Genomic DNA, 16,144 nt, shown 5'->3' with positions numbered 1-16,144 from the left:
TCACACCGCGCCGAGCCGCAGCAGGATCCGGGCCAGGGCGTCGAAATGCTCGTTCGGGACGGCCTCGCCGATCTTGCCCTCGGCATGCAGCTGCCTTGCTAACAGGGGGGCTGTCTCGACCGGCACATCGGCCATGCCGCCCTTGAACGACTTGCCGACCAGCATCGGCACCGAGGTCTCGCCAGGGACGAAGCGGATGCCGACGGTGATCTCGCCATCGGTGACGAACAGCGTCGGCGCGGAGGACCCGCCCTCGCCGCGGGCCAGGCCGCGATGCAGCTGCCGCCGGGTGCTGCGGATGAACGGGTCGCCCTCCTGCTCCTTGCGCTCGCGCTTCATCTCGCTGCGGGTCATCCGCTGGTCGCGCTGGAACAGCCAGCGCTGCAGCAGCATGTCGATCAGGGCGAAGACCAGCAGCACCGCGATGATGCCGATCAGCACCGGCTTCAGCGTCGCCACCAGCACCAGGCCGATGCAGTCGCGGCCGCATTGCGGCGTCACCAGCACCGCGCGCAGCGCCCCGAGGGCGAGCAGCCCGATCACCCCCAGCAGGGTGCAGGCCTTCACCACCGCTTTCACGAATTCCAGCAGGTTGCGCAGGCTGAACAGGCGCTGGAAGCCGCTGACGGGGTTGATCTTGTCGCCGCGCGGCACCAGCGGGTCGAAGGAGAAGGGGATGCCGCGCAGGAAGCCGACATTGGCGAGGATGCTGGCGACGACGATCACCAGCACCAGCGGGGCGACGATCTTGGCCGCCAGCGACAGCAGGGTCGGGATGATGGTGTAGCTCTGGTCGAACGGCTTGGCCGTCAGGGCGATCGGCTCGGTCAGGATGGCGCGGAACGCCTCCATGATCGCCGGCCCCTCGACTCCAAGATAGAGGAAGCCGGCAACGAGGGCGACCACCGTGACCAGGTCGCGGCTGTGCGCCACCTGGCCCTTGCCCCGGGCGTCCGCCAGCTTCTTGGCGCTGGCGGGAAGACTCTTGTCTTCGCTGGTCTGCTGGCTCACGGCAGCACCGTCCGGGCGAGGTCGAGCACGCCGCGCATCGAGCCCAGGCTGTCGTTGAAATAGGGCACCAGGAAGATGGCGTAGATCGGCAGCACCAGCACCAGCGCCGCCGACTTCACCGACAGCGACAGGTCGAAGACGTTGAGCTGCGGCGCCATCCGGCCGATCACGGCCAGCGCGATATCGGCCAGCAGCATCACGATCACCAGCGGCACGGCGAGCAGCAGGCCGAGCCGGACGACATGGTCGAGCAGGCCCAGCAGCAGCGTCGGCGTCTCACCGGTGAAGGGCGGCAGCAGCTCGGTCACCGGCCACAGGGCGTAGCTGGCGTAGAGCGCCTCGGCCAGCACGCCGAGGCCGTTGCCGGCGAAGAACAGGGCCAGCAGCACCAGCACGAACAGGGTGCCGACCGGCGAGGCCTGGCCCGAGGCGTTGGGGTCGAGCAGATAGGCGCCGTTGACGCCGCGCTGCATGTCGATCAGCTCGCCCGCCGTCTCCACCGCCCAGAAGGGCAGACCGAACAGCAGGCCGACCAGGAGGCCGATCACCGCTTCCTTGGCCACCAGCATCAGCATCTGGCCGGGCTGCAGCGGCGTCAGCACCCCCAGCTCCGACGTCACCTGCGACACCACCGGCAGGGCGATGGCGATGATCACCCCGTTGCGCAGGATGCCGGTGAGGCCCAGCCAGGAGAACATCGGCAGCACGGTGGCGAGGGCGACCGGGCGGGCGATGGCGATCGAGATCGCGGTCACGTAGGGCCCGATCAGCTCGGCCAGCAGCCGGAAGGATTCGATCATCGGGGCGGCCCGGCATCCGCCGGGATCGCGCCGCGTGTGATCGCCGGGAAGTCGGTGAAGATCCGGTCGGTGTAGCGCACCAGCGGGCTGGCCAGCATCGGGCCCAGCAGCACCAGGGCCAGCACCACCGCGATGACCTTGATCGCCATCGGCAGGGTCTGGTCCTGGATCTGGGTCACCGCCTGGAACAGGCCGACCAGCAGGCCGACCGCGGCGGCGATGCCGAGCGCCGGCAGCGACAGCAGCAGCGTCAGGGTCAGCGCCTCCTGCAGCAGATGCGAGATCACCGCCTGGTTCATGGGCGCGCCCTGTCCGGCAAGAGGGCCACCAGCTTCACGCTTCGCCGGGGTGGCTCCTTTCCAGTCCCCCCTCCCCTTGCGGGAGGGGGGTAGGGGGAGGGGTCTGCGCGCGTCCGCGCGCGAATGGGCAGAGAACGGAACTCGCTGTCCAAGCCGGTTTGCACCAATGCAGGCCGCATCGAGCGGAAAGAACCCCCTCCCCCTAGCCCCCTCCCGCGAGGGGAGGGGGGACTCAGAAAAAAGCGATGTGTGGATATGACCAGACCCATCGCCGCCTCAACTGCTGTAGCTCAGGATCAGGCCGTGCAGCAGGCGCGACCAGCCGTCGACCATGACGAACAGGAACAGCTTGAACGGCACCGAGATCGCCAGCGGCGACACCATCATCATGCCCATCGCCATCAGGATCGCCGAGACGATCAGGTCGATGACGATGAAGGGCAGGTACAGCAGGAAGCCGATCTCGAAGGCCCGGGTCAGCTCGGAGATGACGAAGGACGGGATCAGGATGACCATGTCGTTCGGCGTCGCCGCGGCGCTGGCCTCCTGCGGCCACACCCGGGCGGTGGCGGAGAGCAGGAAATCGCGCTCCGCCGGGTCGGTGAAGCGCAGTAGATAGGCGCGCACCGGCTCGATCGCCGACTGGATCACCGCCTGCCAGTCCTGGATGCTGCGCAGCCGCAGCGCCGGGTCGCTGACCCGGGCATAGATCTCGGCGATCACCGGACCGGTGATGTAGACCGTCAGCATCAGGGCGATGCCGTACAGCACCATGTTCGGCGGCGTCTGCTGGATGCCGAGCGCATTGCGCAGCAGCAGCATGACCACCGAGATCTTCAGGAAGGCGGTGAGTGTGACGACCAGGAACGGCACCAGGCTGACCAGCGTGACGATGCCGAGAAGGGGCAGGACATCCGGCGGCGCCTCATTCATCGCCGAACAGCCGCACCACGCGTATGCCCAGCTCGTTCTCGATCCGCACGATCTCGCCGCGGCCGATGCGCCGCCCGTTGGCGACGATGTCGACCGCCTCGCCCGGGTCGCGGCCGAGCGGGATGACCGCGCCCGGGGCCAGGCCCTGCACCGCGGCCAGCGGCAGCTCGCTGCGCCCCAGCTCGAACACCAGCGTCACCGGGAGCTGGTCCAGCCGTTCCGCCGGCGCCGCGGGATCGCTATCCGCCATCCATCCTCCTCCATCCTGCAGGGCCAGGGGCCGCCGCGGCCCCGCGACCGTGACCGTTTCGCGGTCGTGCTTCGCCGCATGCGACCAGCCCTCGCCATAGACCACCAGCGCTTCGCCGGCCCGGCAGGCGACATCGGGAAAGACGACGTCGCCAGGCTCGATGCCCTTGAGCTCGGCCAGGCTCAGCCGCACCGCGCCGATGCGGATGGCCAGCGGCACCGGCAGGCCGGCGCAGGGTGCGGGCAGGGCCGGCGCAGCGTCGATCAGGCGGCCCAAGGCCGGGCGGGCAGCTGCGTCGGCGGCGAGGTGCAGCGCCGTCTCGGCAAAGGCGTGACGGATGGCGACGGCGCAGCGGAAGGCGGGCACGAAGGCCGGCGCCGGGCCGATGCTCTCGATCACGATCGATACACCGGCCGCCGCTTCCAGCACCGGCAGCAACTCCGACAGCACGGCCTCCAGCAGCAGCGCCGCCAGCTCCGGCTCCAGCTCGGCGACCGGCAGCCCGGCGGCCTCCGCCAGTGCCTGCTCGACCAGCAGCGGCGGCACCAGCAGCGCCAGACGCCCGGGGCCGAGGCGCAGGGTGATCGCGGTGCCGTCGGCGTCGGGCGGAGATAGGGTCGGGGTGATGGCGAGCGGCGCCTCGATCTCCAACCCGCCGATCCGCACCGGGACAGGCACGCAGCGCCGGGCGACGGCATTGGCGTCGCCGGCCTGCTCGCGGGTCAGTCGCGGCGGATCGTAGGGAAGATCGGCGGGATCGGAGGGATCCGCCGCGTGGATCCGGGGCGCGGCGGCGGTCATGGCCGGCCGCCGGCTGGCGCAGGCGGAGTCAGGCTGGCCTCGTCCTCGGCGGCGACGTCGTCGCGGATCTCGGCCGCCTTGCGCCGGGCGAGGCCGCGGCGCTCGCCCAGCCGGTCCAGGCGGTCGGCATCCCGCCGCCGCTGCCGCCAGGCCTCGCGGGCCGCATCGGTGTCGGCCTCGGCCCGGCTGGTCTCGGCCCGGCGGTCCCGCACCGCGGCGTCCTGCCGCCGCGATCCGGCGGCGAGCTCCGACACCCGGTCGCCCAGCCGCTCCAGCGAATCGACCAGGACTGGCTTCTCCAGCGCCGCGGCATAGAGCCGGCTCTCCTGCGCGGTGCGGTGATCCTCATAGGCGGCACGGTCGACCTCGGCCTGCTGCTCCCGCGCCTCGGCGGCGGTCAGCGCGGCGCGCTCGCGGCCCAGGCCCTCGGCTGCCAGCTTTTCGCGGTCGCGCCGCAGCCTGCGGAGCTTGTCGAGGGCGTCGGGCTTGCTCATCGGCTCAGCCGCTCCAGCTGCTCGCGGGTCTGGGCGAAGGGCGTGGCCTCCTCGAAATCCTGCTGCAGGAAGCGCCGGATGTCACCGATCTTGGCCACCGCCTCGTCGGCCAGCGCATCGGCGCCGGCCCGGTACTCTCCGACCTGCAGCAGCAGCTCGATATCGGCGTGCTTGGCCATCAGCCGGCGCATCTGCACCGCGGCGCGGCGGTGGCCGGTGTCGATCACCGCATCCATCACCCGGCTGCGGCTGGCCAGCACGTCGATCGCCGGGAAATGCCCGGCGCTGGCCAAGGCCTGCGACAGCACGACGTGGCCGTCCAGCAGGCCGCGGGTCTCGTCGGCGATCGGGTCGGTCTCGGCGTCGCCCTCGACCAGCACGGTGTAGAAGCCGGTGATCGACCCCGTCGCCGCCGGCCCGGCCCGCTCCAGCAGGCGTGGCAGCATGGCGAAGAAGGAGGGCGGGAAGCCGCGCCGGGTCGGCGGCTCGCCGGCGGCCAGGCCGATCTCGCGCACGGCGCGGGCGAAGCGGGTGATGCTGTCCATCAGCAGGGCGACGCGCATGCCCTGGTCGCGGAAATACTCGGCGATGGCGGTGGCGACGAAGGCGGCTTTCACGCGCTCGATCGCCGGCCGGTCGGAGGTGGCGGTGACGATCACCGCCCGGCGCAGCGCCTGCGGTCCGAGATGGCGGTCGATGAACTCGCGCACCTCGCGGCCGCGCTCGCCGATCAGGCCGATGACGATGGCGTCGGCCTCGGCGCCCTTGACGATCTGCGCCAGCAGCGAGGATTTGCCGGTGCCGGGCGACCCGTAGATGCCGATCCGCTGGCCCTCGCCGCAGGTCAGCAGACCGTCGATCGCCCGGATGCCCAGCGGCATCGGCCGGCTGATCAGCGGGCGCAGCAGCGCTGGCGGCGCCTCGGCATGCAAAGGATAGGTGCTGTCGGTGTCGAGCGGCCCGCGCTCGGTGGTGTCCAGTGGCCGGCCCAGGCTGTCCAGCACCCGGCCCAGCAAGGCGGGGCCGACGCCCAGCCGCAGGGCGCGGCCGGTCGGGATCGCCTCGGTCCGGGTCGACAGGCCCTGCAGGCTGCCGATCGGCGTCAGCACCGCGGCGCCGTCGACCAGCCCGACCACCTCGGCCAGGATGCTGTGGCCGGTCTGCGGGTCGCGCAGCTCGCAGATCTCGCCCAGGCGGGCGTCGTTGATCTCGGCATGGACGGTGACGCCGATCGCCTTCACCACACGGCCCTTGACCGGGCGCGGATCGGCCTCCTCCAGCCGCCGGCGCAGCGCCTGCAGCGGGTCGGCCCGCAGCTGCAGGCCGGGGATCGGCCGGGGCAAGGCGTCCGGGCTCATGGCGCCGTCTCGCCCGGGCGGGTCCGCCGCAGCGCGTCGCGCAGGGCGCGCAGCTGGGCGTCGATGCCCAACTCGACATGGCCGTATCTGGTCACCATCACGCAGGTGTCGGCGGCCAGGCCGGGATCGGATTCGACCGTCACCCGGCGGCCGATATCGGCCAGCGCCGGGTCGGCCAGACGGCCGCGCAGCGCCTCGACCATGTCCGGAGCCACCCGCAGCGTCGCCGCATGGTCCAGCCGGGACTGGCGCAGCGCATGGTCGACCGCCTGCAGCAGCAGCTCGCGCCGGTCGAAGCGGCCGAGGATGCGCTCGATCGTGTCCTGCACCAGGTCGGCCAGGGTCTGGTCCAGCCCGGCGAGGTAACGGTCGATCTGCAGCCCGGTCGCGGCCACCAGCGCCGCGGCCTCCTCGCGGGCGGCGGTCAGCCCCTCGGCATGGCCGCGCTCGCGTTCGGCGGCGAAGGCGGCGTCGGCCTCGGCCCGCAGTCGCCCGGCATGGGCTTCGGCCTCGGCCAGGTATCGCCGCGCATCCCGCCACTGGCCGAGCGCCTCGGCCTTCATGACCGGGCCGCCGCGACGGAAGGCCGGGGCCTCAGCCATGGGGCACGACCGCCTGCGCCGCGGCCGCGAACAGGGCGGCGGCGTGAGGCCGCTCGGCCGGTGGCAGCCCGCCCTCCGGCCAGCGCTCCGGCGCCAGCCGCAGCCGCAACCTGTCGCCGACCGCCGGGCCGGCCTCGCCGCACCAAGCCGCGAGGCACAGCAGGCCGGCGCGGTTGATCGCCGCCTCGACCGGCAGCGCGTCCAGCCCGGTCAGCACCGGGGCCGGTCCCTTGTGGCCGAGGCCAAAGGCATAGGCGTCGGTGCCGATCAGGCCGGTGACGCGGCGGATCTCGGCGCCGAGGACGATGGTGCGCAGCCGCGCCGCCAGCGCCGCGGCGCCGGCATGGCGGATCGCGCGGTCGAGATCGGCCGGCGTCAGGCCGGCGATGCGGGCGGTATCGCCCCGCCATGCCGTGGCGTCGCAGGGTGCGAGGTCGAGGCGCCGGCGCAGCAGCTCCGACAGGCGCGGCCGCAGCCGCGTGGTATCGAGCAGCAGCCTGGCCGCCGCCTCCGGCAGGCCCGGGAAGGCCCGGCCGAGCTGCGCCGGGTGGGCATGCAGCGTCACCGCCCGGTCGAAGCGCCGGAGGGCCAGCCGGTCCGCGATCGCGTTGCTCATTCAGCTGCCGCCGGAGTGGTGCCGTCGCGGCGGCGCCAGATCCTCCAGCCGACGGTGCCGGCGGTGGCGACCACGGCCAGGGCGACCAGCGCCAGCAACCCCTGCAGCCAGGGCGCGCTGGAACGGTGCACCCAGAAGCCGGCGACATTGGTCAGCGGGTCGGTGATCGGCGGCATTGCCGACTCCGGATCGGTCGGCAGGAACACGACCGAGACGTTCTCGTACAGCAGGCCCTTGATGCCGTTCGCCACCAGCATCTTGATCTCGGGCGTCAGCTTCGACAGGTCGACATCGGCGCGGTGGCGGATGACCACCGAGGCGGAAGAGGGGCTGGAGGCCGCCTTCAGCCCCTCATTGTCCGGCAGCACGACATGGACGCGGGCGGAATAGACGCCGTCGATCTCCGAGATCGTGCTCGAAAGCTCCTGGCTCAGCGCATAGATCAGCCGCGCCTGCTCCTCCACCGGCGACGAGACCAGCCCCTCGCCCTTGAACAGGTCCGGGATCTTGGCGTAGCGCTCGCGCGGATAGCCGTTGCGGCGCAGCACGTCGACGGCGTCGGCGAAGCGGTCCTCCTCGACCGAAACGACAAGGCCGCGGTCCTTGCTGATCTCGCGCTCGGCCGGGATGCCCTGGTGCAGCAGGATCGCGACCATCTCATTGGCCTCGCGCTCCTGCAGGCCGCTGTACAGTTCGACCTTGCAGGCGGCGAGCAGCAGCAGCGCGGCGAACGCGAGGGGCTTAACCCAGGGGTTGCGCAATTCCGGTCGACCTTTCTGAGATCCTGTCGGACACCCGACGGGACGGGAGCGGCAAATCAGCCGCGCAGCAGGGTTTCCGGAACGTTGCCCAACTGCTTGGAGGCGGTGGTGACCAGCGTGGTCCGCAGCACGCCGTTGTTGAACTCCCGCGTCGCCAGCCGCATCTCGCGCATCTCCGCCCGGAAGTCGACCTCCGCACCCTGCTGCGCTGGCCGCGCCGCGGCGGGACCCGGCTGCAGGCCCTGCTTGGTCGTGGCGCCCGGGGCGGTCGCCGAGGCCTGCAGCGTCGTGGCGGGCTGCGGCTCGGTGAGCTTGCTGCCGAGGGACAATGTGTCCTTGTGGAACTGCTGCAGCGAGTTGAGCAGCTGGTCGCCCATCGCCGCCGGGTTCGCCAGCAGCCTGGCCTTCAAGCTCGGCGCATAGTCGGCGACCGATTTGTGCGCCGGCTGCAGCGGCAGGGCGTAGTCGAAGACATTGGCCGCCTTCTGATCCAGCGGCAGGGCGACGGGCGTGACCGCTGCCTTGGGTTCGATCAGCGCCGGCGCCTGGAGAACGGAGGGCGAGATGACAACCATGGGATCAGCCTCGGCTCATGAAACGGGTCTGGGCTACTGGGCAGAACCGCGGCCGGGTCATGATCCGGGCTTCCCGGTGCGGCCGCGCACGATCGTGGTCTGGAACTGGAAGGCCTGCTGCAGCGCCTGCATGGTCTCCTTGACCAGGGCGACGTAGCGGGGCGGCCCCGACACCAGCGCGACATTGGCGCTGGCCAAAGGCCGCGGCGGGAAGCGGGGGTCGTCGAGCTGCAGGCTGGCCAGCGACGCCTGCAGCTCCTCGAATCGGATCGCGCCGAGGGGCAGCATCTCCGACACCGCCTCCTCGACCGTGGTCACGTACAGCACCTGGCCGTCATAGTACCATTGCAGGCCGAAGCTGGCGGCGAGCTGGTCCAGCAGCTTCTGCGGCGTCAGCTCCGGCAGCCGGCCGCGCACCCGGCCGGAGACCTTGTCGCTGACCTTGACCGGGATATCGAGGTTGCTGCCGAAGGCGCCCAGCACGTCGCGCACGTCCTGGTCCAGGACGACATAGGGGTAGGGCTTGTCCGGCCAGGGCAAGGCGCGGCGGGCCTGGCCCGCGGCGAGATCGGCCGGGGCCGGCGTCACGACGACGGTCGGCACAGGGGGGGCTGGTGCGGTCACGACGGCCGGGGGGGCGGGCTGCTGCGCCGTCACCGGTCCGGTCAAAAGGGGGAGGAGGGCGGCGACCGCGAGCACGACGGAGCGCCGCCGACACTTGTCGGACAATACTCCTGTCAGCTCTCTGGTCCTGATCGCCATCCCCACCTGCATCAAGACGTCCCGCCGATATGGCCAGCATCGCCGACCCGGCTAGTTCTTATAACGCCGCATGGCCGGAGGTGCAAAAGCCAATCCAAACACCCGTCCTGCTGAAACGGCCGGCGCATCGCCCTGACGTTGGGCAGACCTAAACGCTTAGACCGGCAGCGGGGTTCCCGGTCTTTTGTTAAAGTTTTGTTGAACAGTCTTGGAGTTGAGATCCGAATGCACTGAGACATTGAAGTGCTTGACCTGACGGCAGTTTGCCGCATAGTCGAGTAGTAGTTTGAGGGGTGGGCGGGCTTTGGTGTCGAACCGACATTCTGGTCGTGTTGGCCAAGGCAGCGGGACTAGGATTGTTGGCCCGGAAGCCGGCGTGGGGTCGGCGACTCGGTGTGCCAGATCAGGCCGTTGGGCCCGCACTTCATCCGTGTTTCGGCTGTATCAATCTTGAGCGTTGCACAAGGAGGAGCGTGTTATGGCGTCGACTTCCGGAAGCGATCCGATCGCTGACATGAAGGCCCAGATGGCCGAGATCCGTAAGCAGAACACCCAGGACTCGATCGATACCGCCTGGGAAACCCAGAAGAACCAGAAGCAGGACAAATGGGCCCAGGCGCTCGCGGATGCGGCCCGCAAGGGCTGAGTCCGGTCGCTCCGGTTCCTGAGCTTCATCGCTGTCAGTCTGGCGAGCGCGGCCGGTCCCGGTCGCGCTCGCTTTCGCCACTGATCGAGGCGCCTCGTGGGGTGGGCCATGCTCTCGAAATTCAAGGCGTTCCTGTCTGACAGCCCCCTCCAGGGGCCGATCCAGCGACTTTTTCCGCAATCCCCCACGGTCACACTGTTCGTGCTCGAGGGGCCGAATGCCGGCACCGTCCAGAAGCTGGCGCCCGCCGCCTACCGGGTCGGCAGCGGGCTCGATTCCGACATCGTCCTGGCCGACGAGACCCTTGCCCCGGTCCATGCCCTGATCGACATCGGCTGCCATCGGGTGCGAATCGAACCCCTGGCCGGCGCCGTCGCCATGCCGGGCCGGGCCGGGATGACGGAGCCCGGTGGGGTTCTGACCCTGCCGCTGCCGGCTGAATTGACGCTGGGATCCTCGCGCATCGTGCTGCGCAGCCCGGTCGAGGCAACCATCGGCGGGTCGCGCCTCCGCGCCGTCACCGTGACCATCGCTCTGCTGGTGATCCTCGGCGGCCTGTCCGGGATCGCGCTGTCGTCCGGCGGGTCGGGCTCCGACGCTCCGGCGGCCGGCCAGTCCGGGGTGCCCGAGGCCGTCAAGCCGGTGGTGCAGACCGCCGCGCTGGCGCCGGTCGTGCCGCGGCAGCAGACGCCGCAGGAGGCGCTGCAGGACCGCATCGACGCAGCCCGTCTCGAAGGTGTGACCCTTTCGGCCAAGGGCAGCCGCATCGTCGCCTCGGGCCGGCTGTCGGCGGCCGACATGGCGGAGTGGCGCGAGATCCAGGCCTGGTTCGACCGCACCTTCGCCGCCTCGGCCCTGCTGTCGTCGGAGGTGGCGACCGGGGCGGGCAGCGGCGCGCCGGAGATCGTGATCCAGGCGGTCTGGACAGGCGACAACCCCTATCTGATCACCCACACCGGCTCGAAATATTTCGAGGGAGCGGATCTCGGCGGCGGCTGGTCGGTCGACAAGATCCGGGCCGATGCCGTCACCCTGCGCAGCCGGGCTGGGCAGACCTTCGTGATGGCTCTGACCGACCCCGCCAAGCCTTAGGGTCGCCGGGAAGGGGGAATCGAGATGACGACGATCCAGTCCCGCACCGAGCCGCTCGAGGGCGTCCGTGCCGGCCAGCAGCCCGACGGCATCGCCGGGCGCCCGGTCAACCCCGCCGGGGCGCCGGTGCCGCGCCGGGCCGGGTCCGTGCGCGGCCGGCGCGACCGGGCCTCGCGGCTGCGCGAGGAGCTGCTCGACTATATCCGCCCGGCCACGGCCGGAGCGATCCATGCCACCCCCGGCGGCCAGGCCGAGACCCTGGCCGACATTCTCGATCTGCTGCAGGCGGAGGCGGCGGACGACCGGCTGGCCCGCTGGGGCAGCGCCGTGCTGCTGCAGGAGCTGCGCAAGCACGACATGCTGCGCGCCCGGCTGAACGACCTGATTGGCGGGTAATGCGGATGACGCAAGCCCAGCGCGACACCCTGCATCGTCTCGTCTTCGACTATCTGCGGCACGGTCAGAACCGGCGGGCGCTGGCGCTGGCGATGCTGCTGGCCTCACGCGACGACGAGGCCGATCCGGCGGCGCTGCGCGCGCTCGCGGTCGCCCTGCTCGCGGTCGGCCGCCCGGCCCAGGCGATCGAAGTCCTCGACCGGCTTGACCGCGAGGAGCCGCCGGCCGCGGCGCGGCATCTGCTGCGCGGCCGGGCGCTGCACCAGCTCGGCGAGATCGAGGCGGCACGGCGCGCCTTCCGCGACTATCTCGACGCCCCCGACCGGCAGCAGGTGGCGGCATGACGGGCATGACGAGTCCACGGACGAACCGCTGGCAATCGGCCCTGACCGCCGCCGCGGGGCGGCAGGACCTGATGATCGTGGCCCTGCTGGTCGCGACCATCCTGCTGATGATCCTGCCGCTGCCGACCCTGCTGGTCGATGCGCTGATCGCCTGCAACATCACCTTCGCGGTCCTGCTGCTGATGGTGGCGGTCTATCTGCGCAGCCCGCTCGAGCTGTCGGTGCTGCCTTCGGTGATCCTGATCGCCACGGTGTTCCGCCTGGCGCTGTCGATCGGCGTGACCCGCTTGATCCTGATGGATGCCGACGCCGGGGCGATCATCCAGACCTTCGGCGAGTTCGTCATCGGCGGCAGCCTGGCGATCGGCCTGGTGATCTTCCTGATCATCACCGTGGTCCAGTTCGTGGTGGTTGTGAAGGGCGCCGAGCGCGTCGCCGAGGTCGCGGCCCGCTTCACCCTCGACGCCCTGCCCGGCAAGCAGATGAGCATCGACGGCGAGCTGCGCTCGGGCGACATCGACCTGGCCGAGGCGACGCGCCGGCGGCAGACGCTGGAGAAGGAGAGCCAGCTGTTCGGCGCCATGGACGGCGCCATGAAGTTCGTGAAGGGCGATGCCATCGCCGGCCTGCTGATCGTCGCGGTCAACCTGATCGGCGGCCTCGCCGTCGGTATGCTGCAGCACGGCATGTCGCTGGGGCAGGCGATGCATGTCTATTCGCTGCTGACCATCGGCGACGGCCTGGTGTCGCAGATCCCGGCGCTGTTCGTCGCTATCACCTCCGGCACCATCGTCACCCGCGTCACCACGGCGGACAGCAGCAATCTGGGCGCCGACATCGCCCGCCAGATCGGCTCCAACAACACGGCGCTGCTGATGGCGGCGGGCGTGGTCGCGCTGCTCGGCTTCATCCCGGGCTTCCCGACCCTGATCTTCCTCGCCATCGCCTCGACCATGGCCGGCGTCGTGCTGCTGCGCCGGCGCCGCACGCTGCGCGCAGCCGGGACCGCGGCGCAGGAGGAGGCTACCGCCTCCGAAGCCGCGGCGGCGGATGAGACCGTGACGCTGCATTTCGGCGCCGATCTGGCGGCCGGGCTGGGCCGCGCCAATGCCGAGCGGCTGGCGCGGGACGTGGCGGAGGAGCTGGCGCAGGCGCTGGGCGTGCCGTTCCCGGCCGGCCGCGTCGGGCCCGGCGGGGCGCTGCCGGCGGACGGCTTCCGCATCGACATCGACGGGGTTCCGGTCGAGGCCGGGACGGCCCGCTGGGGCCGGATCCTGCTGCGCGACGACCCGATGCATCTCGACCTGCTCGGCCTCACCGCCGAGACCGGCGAAGGCCCCGGCGGCACGGTCCATCACTGGATCGACGCCAAGCACGAGGCCGTGCTGGCCGAGGCCGGCATCGGCCATGCCACGGCGGAGGAGATCGTGGCCGAGACGCTGACCCGGGCGCTGCGCCGCTACGCTCCGCACTTCCTCGGCATCCAGGAGACCCAGGCCTTCCTAAAGGGCATCGAGGCGACGCGCGGCGACCTGGTGCGCGAGGCGCAGCGCCACCTCTCGGTCAACCAGGTCGCGGATGTGTTCCGCCGGCTGCTGGAGGAAGGCATCTCGCTGCGCAACCACCGGCTGGTGCTGGAGACGCTGACCGAGTGGGGGCCGAAGGAGCAGGACGTGATCCTGCTGGCCGAATATGTCCGCGGCGGGCTGAAGCGTCAGATCTGCCACGCCCATGCTGACGAGCGGAAGGTCATCCACGCGCTGATCCTCGACCGCAGCGCCGAGGAGGCGCTGCGCCAGTCGATCCGGCAGACCACGGTCGGCGCCTATCTCGCTTTGTCCGAGGGCCAGGCCGAGGAGCTGGTCGACACCGTTCGCGGCCATCTTGGCCGGGTCGTCGCCGGCGGCCGGCCGCCGGTGATCCTGACCGCGCTCGACACCCGCCGCTTCCTGCGCCAGGCCCTGGCCCGCAACCATGTCGAGGCGTCGGTGCTGTCCTATGCCGAGATCGCGCCGGACTACACGGTGCAGCCGGTGGCGGTGGTCCGGCTGACCGGCCGCCGGGTCCGCCAGGATCCCGAGGCCGGGCTCGACCGGGCCGCCGCGGAGTGAGGGGGAAGATGGACCAGTCAAGATCCCTGGCCCGGTTGCGTCACGCACTCGCCGCCACGGCTGTCCTGGCCGCAGCCCTTGCCGCCGGCGTTCCGCTCGCGCAGGCCCAGGCCGAGCCGCCGGGCATGACGGTGCAGCCGCTGCCGCCGCAGGAGCCGTTGCCGCCGACGCCCGGCGCGACGGTGACCCCGACGGAGGACGTCACCGCCATGCGCGCCCCGGCCACGGCGCCGAAGATCGTCACCCTGCCGCCGGGCGCGCCGGCCGACCCGCCGCCGCAGGCGACGCCGGCGATGCAGCCGCCGCCTTCGCTCCAGCCGGGCCAGCCGACCATGCAGGTCTCGCCGGCGCCGCCGCGGCAGCAGCCGGCCCAGCCGGCGCTGACGCCCAGCCGCTCGCTGATCGACATGAAGGTCGGGCAGGGCAACCTGCTGACCTTCGCCCTGCCGGTGCAGACCGTGCTGGTGGCCAATCCGAACGTGCTCGACGTCGAGATGGTGTCCGCCCGCTCGGCCTATATCTACGGCGTGTCCTCCGGCACCACCAACCTGTTCGCGCTCAGCAGCTCCGACCAGGTGGTGGCGGCCGCCAATGTCCGGGTCAGCCAGGACGAGACCGCGGCCCAGCGCGAGATGATGCGGGTGGCCCCGGCCGCCGGCGGCCAGATGGGCTATATCCAGGACCGGCCGGTGACCACCGGCACGGTGGCCGATCTCGGCAGCGCGATGAAGCTCGACGCCCTGGCCCAGCAGCTCGGCAACAATTCCGGCGGGGCGATGAACCTGAACACGGTGCGGGGCTCGCAGCAGGTCGGCATCCGCGTCCGCTTCGCCGAGGTCCAGCGCAACGCGGTGGAGAATCTGGGCGTCAACTGGCAGGCGATGTTCGACATCGGCAAGTTCAACATCGGCCTGGTCAGCGGCGGCTTTGCCGGGGTCGGGCTGCCCGGCACCGCCAATGCCGGCTACCACAGCGGCGGCAACAATGTCGACGCGGTGATCGACGCGCTGCAGCGGGAAGGGCTGGTCAGCATCCTGGCCGAGCCGACCCTGACCGCGGTCAGCGGCGAGACCGCGAACTTCTTGGCCGGCGGCGAGTTCCCGATCCCGGTGCCGCAGGGCAACGACACGGTGACGATCGAATACAAGCAGTTCGGCGTGTCGCTGTCCTTCGTCCCGACCGTATTGCCGGGAGACCGCATCGCCATGCGGGTGAAGCCGGAGGTCAGCGAGCTTAGCGACGACGCCCGGGTCGAGAGCGATGGGGTCTCGGTGCCGTCGCTGATCATCCGCCGGGCCGAGACCACGATCGAGCTGGCCTCGGGCCAGACCTTCGCGCTGGCCGGCATGTTCCAGCGCAACATGTCGAATTCCGCCGACAAGATCCCGGTGCTCGGCGACGTGCCGATTCTCGGCAAGCTGTTCCAGTCGAGCCGGTACAAGCGCAACGAGACCGAGCTGGTGATCCTGATCACCCCGTACCTGATGAAGCCGGCGGACACGCCGAAGGCGGTGGCGGTGCCGGCGCAGCGCACCGCGCCGACCGTGCGGCAGGTGCGCCAATCCCCCTCCATGACCGGCGGCAGCGCCGGCTTCGTGCTCGAATAGGACGTGCCATGAGGTTCCCGATCCAGCATCTCGCGGCCATCGCCCTGGCCGGTGTCCTGGCCGCCTGCGAACACAAGATCCCGGACTGGCCCGACGACGGCTACACCACCCTGTCGACCCCGATGGCCCATCCGGTGCTGTTCGCACCGCAGGCGTCGAGCCTGAGCGCGACCGAGCGTGCCCGGCTGGTCGAGTTCGTCCGCGGCGCCGGGCTGACGCCGGGGTCGTCGGTCACTGTCGCCGCCGGCGGTCCGCAGGCGGCGGCGCGGCAGCAGGCTGTCGCGGCGGTGGTGCGCAGCGCCGGGCCCTACAGCGTCTCGCTGGTCAATGATCCGTCCGCCGCCGACACGGTGCAGGTGGCAGCGGCCGGGCAGGCGGTGCTGTGGCCGAAGCGCTGCATGAATCCCGACGGCTCGCTGCCGGAGGACCTGCCGCTGGGCTGCGCCAGCGACCTCAACCTGGCGCAGCAGGTCGAGCGCAAGAGCGACCTGTTCCAGGGCCGCCAGATGGGGCCGGCCTTTGCCAACCCTTCGGTCCGCGCGGCTGAGCGCTATCTGCAGCTCGGCGGCGACGACCAGACGGATTCCGGGACGGACTCCCGCGCCGACCACGGCCAGGCCGGCGTGGTCCTGCCGCCGGCGGCCGCCGGGTCCGGCACCACCGACATCTCCGGCGTCGCCCAGTAG

The 16,144-nt window shown here is 71.2% G+C and carries 19 protein-coding genes; 7 read left to right on the top strand and 12 right to left on the bottom strand.

The features are described from left to right. From QFZ27_RS32450 to QFZ27_RS32395, 12 genes are all read right to left on the bottom strand, one after another. Complete coding sequence (locus QFZ27_RS32450; protein WP_429230589.1) at window positions 1–1,011, bottom strand: EscU/YscU/HrcU family type III secretion system export apparatus switch protein; 1,011 nt, start codon at window positions 1,009–1,011, stop codon at window positions 1–3. Beyond that, window positions 1,008–1,811: a type III secretion system export apparatus subunit SctT gene (sctT, locus tag QFZ27_RS32445; RefSeq protein WP_429230588.1), complete on the bottom strand. Its 804-nt coding sequence runs from the start codon at window positions 1,809–1,811 to the stop codon at window positions 1,008–1,010. Before sctT ends, QFZ27_RS32450 begins: the two co-directional genes overlap by 4 nt. Next, window positions 1,808–2,110, bottom strand: a complete 303-nt coding sequence (gene sctS / locus QFZ27_RS32440) for a type III secretion system export apparatus subunit SctS (protein ID WP_429230587.1) — start codon at window positions 2,108–2,110, stop codon at window positions 1,808–1,810. The genes sctT and sctS overlap by 4 nt, the downstream gene beginning before the upstream one ends. A gap of 276 nt (window positions 2,111–2,386) precedes the next feature. Next, window positions 2,387–3,043, bottom strand: coding sequence for a type III secretion system export apparatus subunit SctR (gene sctR, locus QFZ27_RS32435; protein WP_429230586.1), 657 nt, complete (start codon window positions 3,041–3,043; stop codon window positions 2,387–2,389). After that, window positions 3,036–4,094: a type III secretion system cytoplasmic ring protein SctQ gene (gene sctQ, locus QFZ27_RS32430; protein WP_429230585.1), complete on the bottom strand. Its 1,059-nt coding sequence runs from the start codon at window positions 4,092–4,094 to the stop codon at window positions 3,036–3,038. The genes sctR and sctQ overlap by 8 nt, the downstream gene beginning before the upstream one ends. After that, the gene (gene sctO, locus QFZ27_RS32425; RefSeq protein WP_429230584.1) at window positions 4,091–4,588 is read right to left on the bottom strand and encodes a type III secretion system stalk subunit SctO; all 498 of its coding nucleotides are present in this window, start codon (window positions 4,586–4,588) and stop codon (window positions 4,091–4,093) included. Before sctO ends, sctQ begins: the two co-directional genes overlap by 4 nt. Continuing rightward, a complete protein-coding gene (locus QFZ27_RS32420; RefSeq protein ID WP_429230583.1) occupies window positions 4,585–5,946 on the bottom strand; it encodes a FliI/YscN family ATPase in 1,362 nt (453 codons plus the stop codon). Before QFZ27_RS32420 ends, sctO begins: the two co-directional genes overlap by 4 nt. Beyond that, on the bottom strand, window positions 5,943–6,548 hold the full coding sequence (sctL, locus tag QFZ27_RS32415) for a type III secretion system stator protein SctL (protein WP_429230582.1): 606 nt from the start codon (window positions 6,546–6,548) through the stop codon (window positions 5,943–5,945). The genes QFZ27_RS32420 and sctL overlap by 4 nt, the downstream gene beginning before the upstream one ends. Continuing rightward, window positions 6,541–7,164 carry a SctK family type III secretion system sorting platform protein gene (locus QFZ27_RS32410; RefSeq protein ID WP_429230581.1) on the bottom strand — a complete coding sequence of 208 codons (624 nt, stop codon included), beginning with the start codon at window positions 7,162–7,164 and terminating at the stop codon, window positions 6,541–6,543. Before QFZ27_RS32410 ends, sctL begins: the two co-directional genes overlap by 8 nt. Beyond that, on the bottom strand, window positions 7,161–7,925 hold the full coding sequence (gene sctJ / locus QFZ27_RS32405) for a type III secretion system inner membrane ring lipoprotein SctJ (RefSeq protein WP_429230580.1): 765 nt from the start codon (window positions 7,923–7,925) through the stop codon (window positions 7,161–7,163). Before sctJ ends, QFZ27_RS32410 begins: the two co-directional genes overlap by 4 nt. 56 nt (window positions 7,926–7,981) lie before the next feature. Further along, window positions 7,982–8,500: a hypothetical protein gene (locus QFZ27_RS32400; protein WP_429230579.1), complete on the bottom strand. Its 519-nt coding sequence runs from the start codon at window positions 8,498–8,500 to the stop codon at window positions 7,982–7,984. A gap of 57 nt (window positions 8,501–8,557) precedes the next feature. Beyond that, window positions 8,558–9,103, bottom strand: a complete 546-nt coding sequence (locus QFZ27_RS32395; protein WP_429230578.1) for a secretin N-terminal domain-containing protein — start codon at window positions 9,101–9,103, stop codon at window positions 8,558–8,560. Between the two features lie 637 nt (window positions 9,104–9,740). Here QFZ27_RS32395 and QFZ27_RS32390 point away from each other — a divergent pair. The 7 genes from QFZ27_RS32390 (at window position 9,741) to QFZ27_RS32360 (ending at window position 16,144) form a co-directional block, all read left to right on the top strand. Next, on the top strand, window positions 9,741–9,908 hold the full coding sequence (locus QFZ27_RS32390) for a hypothetical protein (RefSeq protein ID WP_429230577.1): 168 nt from the start codon (window positions 9,741–9,743) through the stop codon (window positions 9,906–9,908). A gap of 108 nt (window positions 9,909–10,016) precedes the next feature. Continuing rightward, on the top strand, window positions 10,017–11,000 hold the full coding sequence (locus QFZ27_RS32385; protein ID WP_429230576.1) for a SctD/MshK family protein: 984 nt from the start codon (window positions 10,017–10,019) through the stop codon (window positions 10,998–11,000). 24 nt (window positions 11,001–11,024) lie between these two features. Then, entirely contained in the window at window positions 11,025–11,396 is a 372-nt protein-coding gene (locus QFZ27_RS32380; protein WP_429230575.1) for a hypothetical protein, read from the top strand. 5 nt (window positions 11,397–11,401) lie between these two features. Continuing rightward, window positions 11,402–11,740 carry a hypothetical protein gene (locus QFZ27_RS32375; RefSeq protein WP_429230574.1) on the top strand — a complete coding sequence of 113 codons (339 nt, stop codon included), beginning with the start codon at window positions 11,402–11,404 and terminating at the stop codon, window positions 11,738–11,740. A gap of 5 nt (window positions 11,741–11,745) precedes the next feature. After that, window positions 11,746–13,851 (top strand): type III secretion system export apparatus subunit SctV, encoded by a 2,106-nt coding sequence (gene sctV, locus QFZ27_RS32370; protein WP_429230573.1) that lies wholly within the window; start codon window positions 11,746–11,748, stop codon window positions 13,849–13,851. Window positions 13,852–13,859: 8 nt separating this feature from the next. After that, window positions 13,860–15,458, top strand: coding sequence for a type II and III secretion system protein family protein (locus tag QFZ27_RS32365; protein ID WP_429230572.1), 1,599 nt, complete (start codon window positions 13,860–13,862; stop codon window positions 15,456–15,458). Window positions 15,459–15,466: 8 nt separating this feature from the next. Next, a complete protein-coding gene (locus QFZ27_RS32360; protein ID WP_429230571.1) occupies window positions 15,467–16,144 on the top strand; it encodes a CpaD family pilus assembly lipoprotein in 678 nt (225 codons plus the stop codon).

Origin of the sequence: Inquilinus ginsengisoli (assembly GCF_050434925.1) — a bacterium.
Classification (GTDB): Bacteria; Pseudomonadota; Alphaproteobacteria; order DSM-16000; family Inquilinaceae; genus Inquilinus; species Inquilinus ginsengisoli_B.
The sequence above is the reverse complement of the archived record's forward strand: the minus strand, read 5'-3'. Positions and strand labels throughout refer to the sequence as shown.